This is a genomic window from Klebsiella sp. SYXHC3, assembly GCF_057196925.1.
The window spans coordinates 16,760-32,830 of the sequence record NZ_JBXUNG010000006.1; the positions used below are offsets into that span (position 1 = coordinate 16,760).

16 protein-coding genes are annotated in these 16,071 nt (G+C 56.4%); 10 read left to right on the top strand and 6 right to left on the bottom strand.

What is annotated here, in order from left to right:
* The first annotated feature begins 149 nt into the window (after positions 1-149).
* Positions 150-1,145 (top strand): 6-phosphogluconolactonase, encoded by a 996-nt coding sequence (gene pgl / locus AC2CGP_RS16000; protein WP_475702366.1) that lies wholly within the window; start codon positions 150-152, stop codon positions 1,143-1,145.
* Between the two features lie 60 nt (positions 1,146-1,205).
* Here pgl and AC2CGP_RS16005 read toward each other — a convergent pair whose 3' ends face one another.
* From AC2CGP_RS16005 to ycgZ, 3 genes are all read right to left on the bottom strand, one after another.
* On the bottom strand, positions 1,206-1,472 hold the full coding sequence (locus AC2CGP_RS16005) for a biofilm development regulator YmgB/AriR family protein (protein ID WP_015367639.1): 267 nt from the start codon (positions 1,470-1,472) through the stop codon (positions 1,206-1,208).
* 47 nt (positions 1,473-1,519) lie between these two features.
* Positions 1,520-1,822: a hypothetical protein gene (locus tag AC2CGP_RS16010; protein ID WP_026612370.1), complete on the bottom strand. Its 303-nt coding sequence runs from the start codon at positions 1,820-1,822 to the stop codon at positions 1,520-1,522.
* 65 nt (positions 1,823-1,887) lie between these two features.
* On the bottom strand, positions 1,888-2,133 hold the full coding sequence (gene ycgZ / locus AC2CGP_RS16015) for a regulatory protein YcgZ (protein WP_475702365.1): 246 nt from the start codon (positions 2,131-2,133) through the stop codon (positions 1,888-1,890).
* A 309-nt stretch (positions 2,134-2,442) separates the two neighbouring features.
* Between ycgZ and AC2CGP_RS16020 the strand changes: the two genes are divergently transcribed.
* Together AC2CGP_RS16020 and AC2CGP_RS16025 are read left to right on the top strand one after the other, a co-directional pair.
* Positions 2,443-3,654, top strand: coding sequence for a diguanylate phosphodiesterase (locus AC2CGP_RS16020; protein WP_126033338.1), 1,212 nt, complete (start codon positions 2,443-2,445; stop codon positions 3,652-3,654).
* A gap of 156 nt (positions 3,655-3,810) precedes the next feature.
* The gene (locus tag AC2CGP_RS16025; RefSeq protein ID WP_015704784.1) at positions 3,811-4,545 is read left to right on the top strand and encodes a MerR family transcriptional regulator; all 735 of its coding nucleotides are present in this window, start codon (positions 3,811-3,813) and stop codon (positions 4,543-4,545) included.
* A gap of 53 nt (positions 4,546-4,598) precedes the next feature.
* Here the strand turns inward: AC2CGP_RS16025 and AC2CGP_RS16030 are convergent, their stop codons facing one another.
* Together AC2CGP_RS16030 and AC2CGP_RS16035 are read right to left on the bottom strand one after the other, a co-directional pair.
* On the bottom strand, positions 4,599-5,153 hold the full coding sequence (locus AC2CGP_RS16030; RefSeq protein ID WP_015367634.1) for a helix-turn-helix transcriptional regulator: 555 nt from the start codon (positions 5,151-5,153) through the stop codon (positions 4,599-4,601).
* Positions 5,154-5,181: 28 nt separating this feature from the next.
* A complete protein-coding gene (locus tag AC2CGP_RS16035; RefSeq protein ID WP_015367633.1) occupies positions 5,182-5,394 on the bottom strand; it encodes a hypothetical protein in 213 nt (70 codons plus the stop codon).
* 391 nt (positions 5,395-5,785) lie between these two features.
* On the opposite strand from AC2CGP_RS16035, the gene blc reads away from it, so the two are divergent.
* A complete protein-coding gene (gene blc / locus AC2CGP_RS16040) occupies positions 5,786-6,319 on the top strand; it encodes an outer membrane lipoprotein Blc (protein ID WP_020079325.1) in 534 nt (177 codons plus the stop codon).
* Between the two features lie 51 nt (positions 6,320-6,370).
* Here the strand turns inward: blc and AC2CGP_RS16045 are convergent, their stop codons facing one another.
* Positions 6,371-7,654: a putative acyl-CoA thioester hydrolase gene (locus AC2CGP_RS16045; protein ID WP_015704788.1), complete on the bottom strand. Its 1,284-nt coding sequence runs from the start codon at positions 7,652-7,654 to the stop codon at positions 6,371-6,373.
* A 213-nt stretch (positions 7,655-7,867) separates the two neighbouring features.
* Between AC2CGP_RS16045 and hutI the strand changes: the two genes are divergently transcribed.
* The 6 genes from hutI to AC2CGP_RS16075 all read left to right on the top strand — a co-directional run bounded on the left by hutI (position 7,868) and on the right by AC2CGP_RS16075 (position 15,712).
* A complete protein-coding gene (gene hutI, locus AC2CGP_RS16050; RefSeq protein ID WP_162184077.1) occupies positions 7,868-9,127 on the top strand; it encodes an imidazolonepropionase in 1,260 nt (419 codons plus the stop codon).
* The gene (gene hutG, locus AC2CGP_RS16055; RefSeq protein WP_015704790.1) at positions 9,124-10,080 is read left to right on the top strand and encodes a formimidoylglutamase; all 957 of its coding nucleotides are present in this window, start codon (positions 9,124-9,126) and stop codon (positions 10,078-10,080) included. The genes hutI and hutG overlap by 4 nt, the downstream gene beginning before the upstream one ends.
* A gap of 61 nt (positions 10,081-10,141) precedes the next feature.
* Positions 10,142-10,867, top strand: coding sequence for a histidine utilization repressor (locus AC2CGP_RS16060; RefSeq protein ID WP_015367624.1), 726 nt, complete (start codon positions 10,142-10,144; stop codon positions 10,865-10,867).
* A 142-nt stretch (positions 10,868-11,009) separates the two neighbouring features.
* Positions 11,010-12,698 (top strand): urocanate hydratase, encoded by a 1,689-nt coding sequence (gene hutU, locus AC2CGP_RS16065; RefSeq protein WP_475702364.1) that lies wholly within the window; start codon positions 11,010-11,012, stop codon positions 12,696-12,698.
* Positions 12,695-14,230, top strand: a complete 1,536-nt coding sequence (hutH, locus tag AC2CGP_RS16070) for a histidine ammonia-lyase (protein ID WP_015367622.1) — start codon at positions 12,695-12,697, stop codon at positions 14,228-14,230. Before hutU ends, hutH begins: the two co-directional genes overlap by 4 nt.
* A 99-nt stretch (positions 14,231-14,329) precedes the next feature.
* Entirely contained in the window at positions 14,330-15,712 is a 1,383-nt protein-coding gene (locus AC2CGP_RS16075; protein WP_015367620.1) for an amino acid permease, read from the top strand.
* The last annotated feature ends 359 nt before the right edge of the window (positions 15,713-16,071 follow it).

Genomic DNA, 16,071 nt, shown 5'->3' on the forward strand with positions numbered 1-16,071 from the left:
CATGATGGTACACGGCTTCGTCTCAGGGGCAAATTTTTCAGCATCTACCGTTAAAAGCGTCTATACCATTCATCGTTGCGCCGCGCGCCGGATGAAATGTATAACGATGTCCACGAGCAGTTTCACGAGCAGTGAGGAAAGGAGTAGTCATGAAACAAACCGTATATACCGCCAGCCCGGAGAGCCATCAGATTCACGTCTGGAGCCTCAATGCTGAGGGAAATCTGACATTGGTTCAGGTTGTTGATGCCCCGGGCCAGGTGCAGCCGATGGTGGTAAGCCCGAACAAAGAGTATCTCTATGTCGGCGTGCGTCCGGAGTTTCGCGTCCTGGCTTACCGCATTGCGCCAGATAATGGCGCGCTGACTTTCGCCGGCGAAGCCGCGCTGCCGGGGAGCCCGACGCATATCTCCACCGACCATCAGGGCCGTTTTGTTTTCAGCGCATCCTACAATCAGGGCTGCGTGAGCGTGACGCCATTGATTGACGGCCTGCCGGGTGAAACGGTCACCGTCGTCGAGGGGCTGGAGGGCTGCCACTCGGCCAATATTTCACCGGACAACCGCATGCTATGGGTACCGGCGCTGAAGCAGGATCGTATTTGCCTGTTTAATCTGAGCGATGACGGCTATCTGGCCGCGCAGGAGCCGGCGGAAGTTACTACCGTGGAAGGCGCCGGTCCGCGGCATATGGTGTTCCATCCGAACCAGCAGTATGGCTACTGCGTGAACGAGCTGAACAGCTCCGTTGACGTGTGGGAGCTTAAAGATCCGCACGGGAAAATTGAGTGCGTACAGACGCTGGATATGATGCCGCCAGATTTTACCGGCGTGCGTTGGGCTGCGGATATCCATATTACGCCGGATGGCCGTCATCTTTATGCCTGCGATCGTACCGCCAGCATTATCACCATCTTTAGCGTTTCTGAAGACGGTAGCGTACTGTCTATTGAAGGCTACCAGCCGACCGAAGCGCAGCCGCGCGGCTTTAATCTCGATCACAGCGGTAAGTATCTGATTGCCGCCGGGCAGAAATCGCATCATATCGCGGTTTATGAAATTGCCGGCGAGCAGGGGCTGTTAAAAGAGAAAGGGCGTTATGCCGTTGGTCAGGGCCCTATGTGGGTAGTGGTTAACGCGCATTAATTTGCTATTGATAGAAAAAAACCTCGCGGCGGCGAGGTTTTTTTATTCGGACTGACAGCTTTAAATATCATCCATCGTATAGCCGACGACAATTTCCAGCGTCTTGCGAATCACATCCGCGGTAACCACGTTATCGGTGGTTTCCAGCGCATTGATCAACCATAAAATAAGCGCCTTGTTACTCAGATGCCCATCTGAGCTGAGGATACTGTCGATTGCCAGCGACATTACCGCAGATTCATCGACTAATTTATCTCCGGCGCTGCGGAAATATTCTGAGAGCGCTGTATCCTGCAGTCCTGCGTAAATATCTGATTGCTGATGCATAGTCTGTCTCATCATATTCTCACTTGTTTATTAAACTTGTTCGGGGATCAGTGTATTTTTTTGCCCGTCGGTTCGACGTTACTATCCACAACAACGGCTCTGTTTTCCCACTGGCCGTTAATCTTTTTAATGACCGGCGCGTGATTGCCGCGCGTCGTGAGTCTGACGCTAATTTCATCGATAACGGCAATAATTGCATTCCTTCGCTGGCGGTTCGTTTCCGCTGCCTGCATTAACCGAAGTTTGACTAGCAGCGTCGGAATATTAATTGGCCGGTTTGTTTTAAGAAGAGATAAAACTGCCTCGCCAATAATCTCATCGCTAACCCGATCTGATTGACTGCTTTTCATCATCGTCCCTCTGCATGCCAGGTTGTTCCTGTAGGCCAGGTCAGGTGCAGGCCGACAGTCAGCGTTTACTCCGGACGCTCAAACAGCATGCCAATCAACGTTTGATAATGATTTTCTTCTTCCGGGGCTCGTGCGACGTCAAGACGGCTCAGTAACTTGGTGCAAAGCGCTTTGCGGTTTAAATGCCGCCCTTCGGTGAGAATGTCCATCACGATTTCGCCCAGCGTCTCCTGCTGAGAAGGTAACGATGCTTTGTTGAAATACTGGGCTATCGCGTTCGCTGTATCTGGAATGTAACCATTCTGCTGCATATGCGCTCCTTTAATTTCACTCATCTGTTAACTGTGAGTAAACTTATACAATAATTTGTAACTTGTACATAGCGTATTGCGCAATAAATCGTGCCTGGAGTATAGTTGATTGAAAATTATTGATAAATTTGTTGTTTTTTTATTTTGTGTAAAATTGCAATGAGGGTTTTAAGCGTGACGGATTGTACAAGATTATGCGGCCTGGCGGCGTTGTGTGTTCAATTTTTGTTAATATAAATACTTGTTTAGCAAGACGTATCGAACAGTAACTGCTACTGTGAATGCTTATACCTCTCATCTGGAACCGCTATGCTCACCACCATCATTTATCGCAGCCATATCTGCGACGATGTCTCATTCAAATCGCTCGAGTCGATGGTTGCTGCGGCTAACGAGAGAAATGGTCAGGCGGATGTCACCGGTATTTTACTTTTTAACGGTACGCATTTTTTCCAACTCATTGAGGGACCGGAAGAAAACGTACAGCAAATCTATCGACATATTTGCGCCGACCCGCGTCATTACAATCTGGTGGAGCTTTTGTGCGATTACGCGCCGGCTCGCCGCTTTGGTAAGGTCGGCATGGAGCTGTTTGATTTAAGGGAACACGATCGCGACGCGGTACTACAGAACGTGCTGGATAAGGGGACGACAAAATATCAACTGACTTACGACGACAGGGCGCTGCATTTTTTCCGTACCTTTGTCGAAGCGACGGAAAAAGAGAATTATTATGAAATTCCGGCAGCTGATAGCTGGGATTTTACTGCTGATGAGAGCACGTTTTATCCGGCCGTACCTTGTATCGACGGCGCTGAATCATGCTGTTTTGCTTTTCAGCCGGTGGTTGACCCCTTTGCCTGCGAAATAATCTCCTGGGAAGCGCTGCTGCGTACCGTTGACGGAGAACCGCCCGCAGCCTATTTTGCCGGTTTGTCAGGCGATGAGATTTACGTCGCGGATCTGCAAAGTAAACGGGTTGCGCTGGCCATTGCCGGTAAGTTAGGCCTGCGTGAACGTACGCTGACCATCAATCTACTGCCGATGACGCTGGTGAAAGTGGCGGATGCGGTGCCATTCCTGCTAACGGAAATTCAGCGCAACGATTTGATTCCGGAACAAATTATTGTTGAATTCACCGAGCGTGAAGTGATTTCGCGAATGGATGAGTTTACCGATGCCGTACGCAAATTGAAGGGGGCGGGAATACGCGTCGCTATCGATCACTTTGGCGCTGGTTTTGCCGGGCTATCGCTGCTGGCGCAATATCAACCGGATCGAATTAAAATTGACCAACAGCTGATCCGCAACATCCATCGTGACGGGCCGCGTCAGGCTATCGTGCAGGCGATTATTAAATGCTGCCACTCGCTGGAAATTGCCGTATCGGTGGTTGGCGTTGAGCAGGCGGAGGAGTGGATGTGGCTGGAGGCGGCGGGTATTTCTCATTTCCAGGGAAATCTGTTTGCCAGCCCGCGACTGGGCGGTCTGCCGGCTATCGCCTGGCCGGGGAAAATATGATCCCTCCTGGGATAGCGTAAACATACTTTCATCCTTTTTCCCGCACGCTGTGAGCTGCAACCTGATATCTTTATCTGTACAAGAAAAGAGAGTTGTACAGTATGCCTAAATTCGTTAGTTTAGGCGCTAAAGTATCAGGTTGAGATAAGGCGGCTTATGGCTTTTTACAGTATCGGTGAAGTAGCCGAGCGTTGCGGAATCAATCCGGTCACCCTTCGAGCCTGGCAGCGGCGTTACGGTTTGCTGAAACCGCAGCGTAGCGAAGGCGGGCACCGTCAGTTTGATGAAGAAGATATTCAGCGAATCGAAGAAATTAAGCGCTGGATAGAACGTGGCGTTTCAGTGGGCAAGGTGAAAGCGCTGCTGGAAGGCCAGCTACCTGCCGCCCGTGACGAATCCGCACAGTTGCAGGAAGAGATGATGAGTATCCTGCGCTATATGCAGCCGGCCAAAATCCGCGCCAAAATCACCGCATTAAGTCATCAGCATCCCGTCGACACCCTGCTTGATAGCCTGTTCGCGCCGGTGCGCCAGCGGTTGAAGCTCGATCAAAACACTTCAATGGTCATCAGCAGCATGTTGGATGGCATATTGATTGATTGCGTGGCGCTGTTTTTAGCGGAATCGCGTAAAAAAAATGGCAAGGAGACGCTGCTGGTGGGGTGGGGGAATGAAGACCGCACCGGCCTATGGCTGGAAGCCTGGCGTCTTTCGCAACGCGGTTGGCATGTTAACGTGCTGGCGGAACCGTTAGAATCTCCCCGCCCGGAGCTGTTTCCTGGACAACATATTTTCGTCTGGACCGGGCGCCCCGCCTCGCCGCTGCAACTGGAGCTGCTGGGCCACTGGCAGGAACAGGGCTTTAGTATTCACTTCCACGGTAACGAATAAAAAAACCTGCCTTGCAAGTGAGGCAGGTTGCTGTTTGCTTACGTCGCGCGTGCTCACAGATGGATTTGACTCCAGGACTTAAATGTTTCGCTACGGCTGATATTAAAGAAATCGGTCCTGCCGCTGCAGCCCAGTTTTTTTATCAGATTCAAACGGATTTGATAAATTGTCTTAATATGCAAGTTTAGCGAGCGACCAATACTGGCAATGGCTTCGCCATTACTGATGAGCTGAATGACCTTCTTTTCTCGCTCGGTAAACTGTATCAGTTCGCCAGGAGAAGTATGCGATTTATAATAACGGGTCGGTTGATTGAGAAATGTTTTTAATTCAGCAGGGGTCGATCTGGCGGGGATGCGTAACATTGGCAGTTCGCTAAGGAAATTAAGATCGTTGCCTTCGGTTAATAAAATAAAAATCGTTTCCCGACGATTGTATTTGTGTTGCAACACTGAGAAATAGCTATCGCTGGTGAAGAAAACATGCTTTTTGCGAAAGCAACTTTCTGGCAGCGTGCGCAGAATAAGGCTGATACCACTCATCAGAAAGTGGTTGTCAATCCACAGGTCATAGCGTTCGGAACAAATGTGCGTGTGTTTACTGAACATTTTGGTCTCCACGAAGCGGATGGACGAATTAATGACGAATACCACAGCGCAGAATATCCAGCGCCTGTAAATAGATATCAGCAAGTATTTCATTACTTTCTATTTGTAACCGTTGATTAATCTCACTAATTAATTGAAGATCGTCAACGGTTTTATTTTCCTGTAATAAGCTATTTTCTATGTTTTTCAGCAATGCGCAGTTAGCTATAAACTGCACAGGGATCGTATTTTTGATATGCATAAGCCTGAATCTCCCACGCGATAAATAAAAGCCGCTGGCGTAAACGATTTGCACATCGTTTACGCCAAAACATTGCGGACAGGCAACGGTAAAACAGGAACCACCTCAAAATAACCGCGGCGTTGGCGCAGAGTGCTGACCCGAGCGCGCGCGTAAAATCGAGCTACCCGTCAACTATAGACGCTCAGAGGAAAGTTGTACAAATTTCTATGGAATAATTTGTACAAATTAGCGGTTAGTGAATGTGTTTTTAATTATGTTATTGATATGTATGTTTTTTATTCTCATGTTTCTTGTACAGACAAGGCGGTAAATCTCTCTGAAAAACGACGAATGCTCTCTGCGCGGGGTTATACTTGTCTGCCAGGAAAGAGAAAAAGGAGGATATGCGATGAAACTATGGCCAATTCTGACTGGGGTTGCGGTATCGCTGGCGTTGGTCGCCTGTAAAACCCCAACGCCACCTCAAGGGGTAAAACCGATAAACCATTTTGACGCCAGCCGTTATCTGGGGCGCTGGTATGAAGTCGCGCGTCTGGAAAACCGTTTTGAACGAGGTCTGGAGCAGGTGACGGCAACCTACAGTATGCGTGACGACGGCGGCATTCGCGTACTCAATCGAGGATTTGACCCGCGCAACAAACGCTGGCGCGAGAGCGAGGGCAAAGCCTATTTTACCGGCGCTTCCACTACGGCAGCGCTGAAAGTCTCTTTCTTCGGCCCCTTCTATGGCGGGTATAACGTGATCGCGCTCGACGAGGACTACCAGTACGCGCTGGTAAGCGGTCCAAACCGCGACTATTTATGGCTGCTTTCGCGCACCCCGGATATTCCGTCCCACATTCGACAGCAGTACCTTGCCCTGGCCGCTGAGCTCGGTTTTGCGGTAAACAAACTGGTGTGGGTGCAGCAGGCGAAGGCTTAAACTATCGCCTGCTGCAGGGCGCGCCGCGTCGGTGAGCGCGGGCCGATAATATTACTGTTTCGGAGCGGCAACCACAAAGCTGCCTACGCCGCGGTTGTTATATTCCCACATGCGGTTGAAGCCGTTGTCGTTAAGGTTACGCTGCGGGTTGCCTTTGTCATCCTGCGCGCCAACGTTACCGCTGAAGGCGCGGTTAGAGCCGACCGCCGCCGCCCACGGTTGAGCAATGTTAAAGCCTTCATTGATGACGCTATCGCGAATCACCACCTGGCCATTACTGTTGCCGTCGACGTCCAGCGCGCGGCCCAGCTGCGCGACGTTATCGCCGGACGCGGTGAAGCGGCTGTTGGTCGCCAGGAAGCCGTAGGTTACGCTTTTCAGCGTTGCCGGGGCGAAAACGTAGGCTTCTTTCTGCGTACGCGAATTCACGACGCGGAAATCGGTATTATCGAATACCACCGCGCCGCGACCGGAAACGATATCCACATCGCCTTCAATATAGCTATTGGTCACCAGCGTGCGGGTCTGACGGTTGTCCTGCAGACGGTTCTGCACGCCGCTATTGGTCACAAAGAAGGTGTTCTGGCGGCCAAGAATGTTGACCTTGTTGATCTGCACCTGGTCGCCATCGCTGCGCAAGGCCACTGCCTGATGGGTACCGGCATCGACGCTGTCGCCGAGATTGTTGGCGATGGTCAGGTTCTGCAGCTGCAGGCCATTATTCTGCGACCAGAAGACCGCGGAACACATCACGCCGACGGTGGCGGCGGATTTGCTCTGGCAGCTGTCGAACATATACCACGCGGGCTTGCCTGGCATGTATTTGCCGCCCGGATTGACCAGGTGACGCCAGCTATTGCGGTCCATTTCGGAATCAATCGCTTCGCTGATTTTGACGTCGGCAGGGTTTTCACCGGTACCATAAATCGTCAGCGCGCCCGGCGCGGCAGGCACGTAGACAGTACCCGCATATTCGCCTGGCATAACGGCGATGAACAGGCGACGGGCAGAGTGACGGGCAATCGCCGCATCGACCGCGGCCTGAATAGTCGTGTGGGTCACGCCCTGGGCACCCGCCGGGCCGACGATGAAATCAGGCTGCGCCGGCAGGCTGATAGCGGATGGCGTCCACGCGGCGGCATTCGGCGTCAGCGACTGAAAATAGGCCGCTTGAGTGAAGTTTTTCGCTTCATCGGCGCTAAGAATCGGCCGTGCGGTATTGCCCGGTGCAGTCTGCGTTGAGGGCTTTTGATCGGCAGGCGTCGAGCTACAGGCGGACAGCGTCACGCCGAAGGCCAGCGCCAGCGCCAGACGGGAAACGGAATATGTGTTCATGTTGCTCCGGGCGATAATATGCAAAGTTACATACCCTTTGTGCGCGACAGGGTATAAGTCCTTTAAAACCTGCTGTTTTATACTAACTTGAACGAAACGGGAAGATGCCAGTTCAAAAACTTCACTTCTTTACGCAATACCTGGTGACAGTGGAACGTCTGTAGTCACAAAAAAATAACATTTACCCGCGCTTTTATTGACATTACCGGCGTTATGAAAATAAATGTCTATACAACCCATGACAAGTTGAACGCTATGACTGAAGCCACCTCTGAACTCGTTATCTGGCGAAACGCGCGTCTCGCCACCCTGAACCCTGATTATTCCCAACCGTACGGCCTGCTGGAGCGCCATGCGCTGCTGGTGCGTAACGGCCGTATCGAGGCGATCGTCGACGACGCTGACGCCCCGGCGGGGCGTCGTATCGACCTCGAAGGCCGGCTGCTGACGCCGGGCCTCATTGACTGCCACACTCACCTGATTTTTGGCGGTAGCCGGGCGCAGGAGTGGGAGCAGCGGCTGAACGGCGTGTCGTATCAAACCATCAGCGCCAACGGCGGCGGCATTAACTCCACCGTGCGCGCCACGCGCGAAAGCAGCGAAGCTGAACTACTGGCGCTGGCGCAGCCGCGTCTTGCTCGCCTGCTGCGTGAAGGGGTGACAACGCTGGAGATTAAATCAGGCTACGGTCTCGATCTGCAAAACGAACGCAAAATGCTGCGGGTCGCCCGACAACTGGCCGACGACAATGGCGTAGAACTGTCGGCGACGCTGCTCTCCGCCCACGCCACGCCGCCGGAATATCATGGCGACGCCGATGGCTATATCTCGCTGGTCTGCGAGACCATACTGCCGACGCTGTGGCAAGAGGGGCTGTTTGAAAGCGTTGACGTCTTCTGTGAAAACGTCGGCTTCAGCCCACAGCAAACCGAGCGCGTCTTTCAGGCCGCGCAGGCGCTGGGCATTCCGGTAAAAGGCCACGTTGAGCAGCTCTCGTCGCTGGGCGGCGCACAACTGGTGAGCCGCTATCATGGGCTTTCCGCCGACCATATCGAGTATCTGACGGAAGAGGGCGTGGCGGCGATGCGCGAAAGCGGCACCGTGGCGGCCCTGCTCCCCGGCGCGTTCTACTTCCTCAATGAAACCCGCAAACCGCCGGTGGAACTGCTGCGCAAGTACCAGGTGCCGATGGCGGTGGCGACCGATTTCAACCCGGGCACCAGCCCCTTCGCTAGCCTGCATCTGGCGATGAACATGGCCTGCGTCAAGTTTGGTTTAACGCCGGAAGAGGCCTGGGCCGGGGTGACTCGCCATGCCGCGCGGGCGCTGGGGCGACAGGAGAGCCATGGTCAGCTGGCGGCGGGCTTTGTCGCAAACTTCGCTATCTGGGATGCCGAGCACCCGGTCGAGATGGTGTATGAGCCGGGGCGCGCGCCGCTCTGGGGGCGCGTGGTACGAGGAGAACTGCAATGATGCTGTGGCAAGCTACGCCCGCCAACCTTTGGCAGGGGCGTGATGATAGCGCGGAAGCGCCTAATGCGCTGCGCCTGTTCCAGACCATCGCCCGCGCGGAACGCTTCGCGCCGCAGGAGATGCCCGGCGATATCGCGCTGCTCGGCTTCGCCTGCGACGAAGGCGTACGGCGTAATAAAGGGCGCACCGGCGCCGGAGATGGCCCGGAAACGCTACGCCGGGCGTTGGCCAATATGGCCAGCCATCAGGGCCATGACCGCTGCGTGGATATGGGCACGATTAGCGTCGACGGTGAACAGTTAGAAGCCGCGCACCAGGCGCTACGCGAGGCGGTGGCCGCCTGTCAACGCGCCGGCAAACGCACGCTGGTGCTGGGCGGCGGTCACGAGACGGCCTTCGGCCACGGCGCTGGGGTACTGGACGCCTTCCCGGGCGAAAAAGTGGGCATTATTAATCTCGATGCGCATCTGGATTTACGCTTTGCCGAATGCGCCAGTTCCGGGACGCCATTCCGCCAGCTGGCGCTGGAGTGTGAAGCGCAGCAGCGAGGTTTTCACTATACCTGCATTGGCGTCAGCCGGGCGGCGAACACCCAGGCGTTATGGGATGAAGCGGCGCGCCGCCAGGTGGCTATCGTTGAAGATCTGGAGGTGCTGGCAGCCTTCGAAACACGCGTGTTGCCGGAGCTTGAGCGCAATATCGCGCAATTCGACCGTCTGTATCTGACTATCGATCTCGACGTGCTGCCGGCGCGCGAAATGCCGGCGGTTTCCGCGCCGGCGGCGCTGGGCGTGCCGCTGGCGACCCTGCTGCGGATCGTTGAGCCGTTGTGCCGCAGCGGTAAGCTACAGGCGGTGGATTTGGTCGAGTTTAATCCGCAATTTGACATCGACGGACAGGGCGCCCGCGCGGCGGCCCGTCTGGCATGGCAAATCGCCCATTGGTGGCGCTAGCGATCCGCGCTATTATTTTCGTTTCGCCGCTCCGCTTATTACGCATAAGGAAAGCCAGGCCATGTTTGCACAACAACCTCGTTCCGCGCCCGCGCCTTTCTATGAAAAGGTGAAGCAGGCGATCAGCGAAAAGATCCACCGCGGCGAGTGGCGTCCGCACGACCGAATTCCCTCGGAGGCTGAACTGGTCGCCCAGTTCGGCTTCAGCCGCATGACCATCAACCGCGCGCTGCGCGAACTGACGGATGAAGGCTTGCTGGTGAGGCTACAGGGAGTCGGTACCTTCGTCGCCGAGCCGAAAGGGCAGTCGGCGCTGTTTGAAGTGCGCAGCATAGCCGATGAGATTGCCTCCCGCCGTCACCAGCACCGCTGCGAGGTGCTGCTTTTAGAGGAGACCGAAGCGGACGTTATCCAGGCGGAGGCGCTCAACGTCGCCGAAGGCACGCGTATCTTCCATTCGCTGATGGTGCATTTCGAAAACGAGGTCCCGGTACAAATTGAAGATCGCTGCGTCAATGCCGCGGTGGTGCCGGACTATCTACTACAGGATTACACCGCCACCACGCCGCATGATTATCTATCGCTCATCGCGCCGTTAACCGAAGGCGAACATATCGTCGAGGCGGTGCAGGCGACGTCAGAAGAGTGCGCGCTGCTGCGCATCCTGCCGCACGATCCCTGCCTGCTTATTCGCCGCCGCACCTGGTCGACGACGCATATTGTCTCACACGCTCGCCTGCTGTTCCCCGGCGCGCGCTACCGTCTGCAGGGCCATTTCAGCTCGTAATTCTCCCTGGCGTCAGCAAAACGTGATTGCTGACGCAATATAACAAAATTGTATCATTTCTGTTAAATCCTGGCTTGCGTATGGTTGTATAGACAAGTATATGTATCTACGTACACAACGTTAATTGTCAGGAGAAACCCCGATGTCGCAAAGCAAATATCGCCAGCTGGACGTACGTGCCCCGAGAGGCACGACGCTTACCGCCAAGAGCTGGTTGACCGAAGCGCCGCTGCGTATGTTAATGAACAACCTCGATCCCGATGTCGCCGAAAACCCGCATGAGCTGGTGGTCTATGGCGGTATCGGTCGCGCTGCGCGCAACTGGGAATGCTATGACGCTATCGTGAAGGCGCTGAAAAACCTGGAAAGCGACGAGACCCTGCTGGTGCAGTCCGGCAAACCGGTCGGCGTATTTAAAACGCATGAAAACTCGCCGCGCGTGCTGATCGCTAACTCCAACCTGGTCCCGCACTGGGCCACCTGGGAACACTTCAACGAACTGGATGCCAAAGGGTTGGCGATGTACGGCCAGATGACCGCCGGCAGCTGGATTTATATCGGTAGCCAGGGCATCGTGCAGGGCACCTACGAAACTTTCGTCGAAGCCGGTCGCCAGCACTATCAGGGCAGCCTGAAAGGCCGCTGGGTGTTAACCGCCGGTCTGGGCGGCATGGGCGGCGCGCAGCCGCTGGCCGCGACGCTGGCAGGCGCCTGCTCGCTGAACATTGAATGCCAGCAGAGCCGCATCGATTTCCGTCTGCGTACCCGCTACGTGGATGAACAGGCCACTTCTCTGGATGACGCCCTGGCGCGCATCAAAAAATACACCGCCGAAGGCCGCACCATCTCTATCGCCCTGTGCGGCAACGCCGCGGATATCGTTCCGGAACTGGTGAAACGCGGCGTGCGCCCGGATATGGTCACCGACCAGACCAGCGCCCACGACCCGCTGCACGGCTATCTGCCGAAAGGCTGGAGCTGGGAAGAGTATCAGCAGAAAGCCGAATCCGATCCGCAGGGCACTATTCTGGCGGCGAAACGCTCGATGGCCGACCACGTTCAGGCGATGCTGGCCTTTAATGAAATGGGCGTACCGACCTTCGACTACGGCAACAACATCCGCCAGATGGCGCAGGAAATGGGCGTCAGCAACGCCTTCGATTTCCCGGGCTTCGTGCCGGCGTATATCCGCCCGCTGTTCTGCCGCGGTATCGGCCCGTTCCGTTGGGTAGCGCTGTCCGGCGATCCGCAGGATATCTACAAAACCGACGCGAAAGTGAAAGAGATCATTAAAGATGATAAGCATCTGCACCACTGGTTGGATATGGCGCGCGAGCGCATCAGCTTCCAGGGACTGCCGGCGCGTATCTGCTGGGTAGGTCTGGAGTGGCGGCAGAAGCTGGGGCTGGCCTTTAACGAAATGGTACGTAGCGGCGAAGTCTCCGCGCCGATCGTGATTGGCCGCGATCACCTTGATTCCGGCTCCGTCGCCAGCCCGAACCGCGAAACCGAAGCCATGCGCGACGGCTCGGATGCGGTATCTGACTGGCCGTTGCTCAACGCACTGCTTAATACCGCCAGCGGCGCGACCTGGGTGTCGCTGCACCACGGCGGCGGCGTAGGCATGGGCTTCTCGCAGCACTCCGGGATGGTTATCGTCTGTGATGGTACCGATGAAGCGGCGGCGCGTATCGCTCGCGTCCTGCATAACGACCCGGCGACCGGCGTAATGCGTCATGCCGACGCGGGTTACGATATCGCCATTGAATGCGCGGTGGAACAGGGTCTGAATCTTCCGATGGTTGCGGCAACGCAGGGGAACGCTAAATGAAATCTTTAACGCTAATTCCGGGGCAACTGAGCCTGTCGCAGCTCCGCGACGTTTACAGCCACCCGCTGAACATTACCCTCGATAGCAGCGCGTTTGCCGCGATTGATGAGAGCGTGGCCTGCGTTAACGCCATCCTTGCCGAAGGGCGGACCGCCTACGGTATCAACACCGGTTTTGGCCTGCTGGCGCAGACCCGTATCTCGACGGAAGATCTGGAGAACCTGCAGCGTTCGCTGGTGCTATCCCATGCGGCGGGCGTTGGTGAGCCGCTGGATGATGACCTGGCGCGCCTGATTATGGTGCTGAAGATTAACAGCCTGTCCCGCGGCTTCTCCGGGATCCGCCTGAGCGTGATCCAGGCGCTGATTGGCCTGGTGAATGCCGGCGTGACGCCGTGGATCCCGGCGAAAGGTTCCGTCGGCGCCTCCGGCGACCTCGCGCCGCTGGCGCATATGTCGCTGACGCTGCTTGGCGAAGGCAAAGCGCGGGTACGCGGCGGCGAATGGCTGCCGGCGACGGAAGCGTTACGTCAGGCGGGGCTGGAGCCGATTACCCTGGCGGCGAAAGAAGGTCTGGCGCTGCTGAACGGCACCCAGGCGTCGACGGCCTTTGCGCTGCGCGGTCTGTTCGAAGCCGAAGATCTGTTCGCCTCCGCGGTCGTTTGCGGGGCGTTAACCACCGAAGCGGCGCTGGGTTCGCGTCGTCCGTTCGATGCGCGTATTCACGAGGTGCGCGGCCAGCGTGGTCAGATTGATGCGGCGGCGCTGTATCGCCACCTGTTGACCGATGACAGCGCGATTTCGCAGTCGCATCATAACTGCGCCAAGGTGCAGGATCCGTACTCTCTGCGCTGTCAGCCGCAGGTGATGGGCGCCTGCCTGACGCAGATCCGCCAGGCGGCGGAAGTATTGTTAGCCGAAGCGAACGCGGTCTCCGATAACCCGCTGGTCTTTGCCGCCGAAAATGACGTCATCTCCGGCGGTAACTTCCATGCCGAACCGGTAGCGATGGCGGCGGATAATATCGCACTGGCGATCGCGGAAATCGGCTCGCTCTCCGAGCGCCGCATCGCGCTGATGATGGACAGCCATATGTCGCAGCTGCCGCCGTTCCTCGTGAAAAATGGCGGCGTCAACTCCGGCTTTATGATAGCCCAGGTCACGGCGGCGGCTTTAGCCAGTGAAAACAAAGCGCTGTCGCACCCGCATAGCGTTGACAGCCTGCCCACCTCCGCGAACCAGGAAGACCACGTCTCGATGGCGCCGGCTGCCGGTCGTCGCCTGTGGGCGATGGCGGAAAACACCCGCGGGGTGCTGGCCGTTGAGTGGCTGGCGGCGGCGCAGGGGCTGGATATGCGCGAAGGGCTGACCACCAGTCCGCTGCTGGAAGAGGCGCGTCATCTGCTGCGCGAACGCGTGCCGCATTATACCCAAGACCGTTTCTTCGCTCCTGATATTGAAAATGCCACCGAGCTTTTGGCCGCACGTCACCTGACGCGTCTGCTGCCTGCCGTATTGCCTGGCCTGAATTAATCACCGTTGTTCTCTGTACCCGCGTCGGGGGGATGTCATCCCCCCGGCCGTCCTACATCGCATATTTGTCGTCATATAAAAAAACCAGGACACCTGTATATGCAACAACAACACAAACCGCATCTGCTGCGCGGGCTGAATGCCCGACACATTCGTTTTATTGCGCTCGGTTCCGCTATCGGCACCGGGCTGTTCTACGGTTCGGCCTCCGCCATTAAGGCGGCGGGTCCGGCGGTGCTGCTGGCCTATCTGATCGGCGGCGCGGCGGTCTTTATGGTCATGCGCGCGCTGGGTGAAATGGCGGTGCGCAATCCGGTTTCCGGCTCCTTCGGCAGCTACGCTCGCCAGTATCTCGGGCCGCTGGCCGGATTTATTACCGGCTGGACCTACACCTTTGAAATGGTGATCGTGGCGCTGGCCGACGTCACCGCGTTCGGTATCTATATGGGGTTGTGGTATCCCGATGTGCCGCGCTGGATCTGGATCCTCAGCATCATCTTCTTTATTGGCGCGATGAACCTGTGCAACGTGCGGGTGTTCGGCGAGATGGAGTTCTGGCTGTCGCTGATTAAAGTGGTGGCGATTATCGCTATGATGGCGGCGGGCGCGGGGATTATTTTCTTTGGCTTTGGCCATAGTTTCCCGGCCACCGGGCTGGAAAATCTGTGGAGCCACGGCGGCTTTGCGCCAAATGGCTGGCAGGGGATCATCGCCTCGCTTGGCATCGTGATGTTCGCTTTCGGCGGTGTAGAGATTATCGGCGTCACCGCGGCGGAAGCGCAGAACCCGAAGAAGGTCATCCCGCAGGCCATCAACACCATACCGCTGCGTATTATTCTGTTTTACGTCTGCACCCTGGCGGTGCTGATGGCGATCTTCCCGTGGAATAGTTTTGGTGAGCAGGGCAGTCCGTTTGTGCTGATCTTTGATGGCCTCGGGATCCCGGCGGCGGCGACCGTGCTGAATATCATCGTGATTAGCGCCAGTATCTCGGCGATTAACAGCGATATTTTTGGCGCCGGGCGCATGATGTACGGTATGTCAAAAGAGGGGCTTGCGCCGAAGTGCTTCCAGCGGATCGCCAGCAACGGCGTACCCTGGATGACGGTTGTGGTGATGGGCGTGGCGCTGCTGGTGGCGGTGGTGCTTAACTATCTGATGCCGGAACAGGTCTTTGTCCTGATTGCCTCGCTGGCGGCGTTCGCCACCGTCTGGGTGTGGCTGATGATCCTGCTCTCTCATTTCTCGATGCGCCGCGGTTTGTCGGCCGAAGAGCGCAGTAAGATCGAATTCCCGATCCCCTTCTGGCCGGTTGGCCCGCTGTTGACGCTACTGTTTATGGGGCTGGTGATCGCCGTGCTGGGAATGGTGGAAGAGACGCGCGTGGCGCTGTTAGCCGGGCTGGTCTGGCTGGGGCTGCTGACGGTGGTGTGGTACGCGCGCGTGCGTAAAACCGCGCTGCAGGTGGCCACGGAACAGTAAGGTCAATCTCCCCGGTGGCGCTGCGCTTACCGGGGCTACGTTTGGACCGTAGATACTGTTATCGGTTTGCAACGGTTTTGGTCGGGGAAAACATGTGCTTTGTGTTAATTTCGACACATTGCGCTCCCAATATTTCTTCTGCGTTATGCCCCTCATGGCGCAGGGAGCGCACAGGGGGCGGCCAGTCGCCGCCGCCCCCTGTACCCCCGGGCTCTGGCCGCCAAAATCGCCACTTCGTGGTACCTTCGACTTATCCCTGCAGGCTTCGGGTCGGGCCGAGGCAGCGTCCTTGCAAAACACGGCCCTCAGCCCGCATCCATGCGGGCTGCCCCGGCCTTCCGGGAACGTCTCAGCGATTT

Coding starts and splice junctions, on each gene's coding strand:
- hutI (WP_162184077.1), top strand. CDS start 7,868: ATGAAAATAAATGTCTATACAACCCATGACAAGTTGAACGCTATGACT.
- hutU (WP_475702364.1), top strand. CDS start 11,010: ATGTCGCAAAGCAAATATCGCCAGCTGGACGTACGTGCCCCGAGAGGC.
- AC2CGP_RS16010 (WP_026612370.1), bottom strand. CDS start 1,822: ATGAAAAGCAGTCAATCAGATCGGGTTAGCGATGAGATTATTGGCGAG.
- hutG (WP_015704790.1), top strand. CDS start 9,124: ATGATGCTGTGGCAAGCTACGCCCGCCAACCTTTGGCAGGGGCGTGAT.
- AC2CGP_RS16075 (WP_015367620.1), top strand. CDS start 14,330: ATGCAACAACAACACAAACCGCATCTGCTGCGCGGGCTGAATGCCCGA.
- AC2CGP_RS16030 (WP_015367634.1), bottom strand. CDS start 5,153: ATGTTCAGTAAACACACGCACATTTGTTCCGAACGCTATGACCTGTGG.
- ycgZ (WP_475702365.1), bottom strand. CDS start 2,133: ATGCAGCAGAATGGTTACATTCCAGATACAGCGAACGCGATAGCCCAG.
- AC2CGP_RS16060 (WP_015367624.1), top strand. CDS start 10,142: ATGTTTGCACAACAACCTCGTTCCGCGCCCGCGCCTTTCTATGAAAAG.
- hutH (WP_015367622.1), top strand. CDS start 12,695: ATGAAATCTTTAACGCTAATTCCGGGGCAACTGAGCCTGTCGCAGCTC.
- AC2CGP_RS16005 (WP_015367639.1), bottom strand. CDS start 1,472: ATGCATCAGCAATCAGATATTTACGCAGGACTGCAGGATACAGCGCTC.
- pgl (WP_475702366.1), top strand. CDS start 150: ATGAAACAAACCGTATATACCGCCAGCCCGGAGAGCCATCAGATTCAC.
- AC2CGP_RS16045 (WP_015704788.1), bottom strand. CDS start 7,654: ATGAACACATATTCCGTTTCCCGTCTGGCGCTGGCGCTGGCCTTCGGC.
- AC2CGP_RS16020 (WP_126033338.1), top strand. CDS start 2,443: ATGCTCACCACCATCATTTATCGCAGCCATATCTGCGACGATGTCTCA.
- AC2CGP_RS16035 (WP_015367633.1), bottom strand. CDS start 5,394: ATGCATATCAAAAATACGATCCCTGTGCAGTTTATAGCTAACTGCGCA.
- AC2CGP_RS16025 (WP_015704784.1), top strand. CDS start 3,811: ATGGCTTTTTACAGTATCGGTGAAGTAGCCGAGCGTTGCGGAATCAAT.
- blc (WP_020079325.1), top strand. CDS start 5,786: ATGAAACTATGGCCAATTCTGACTGGGGTTGCGGTATCGCTGGCGTTG.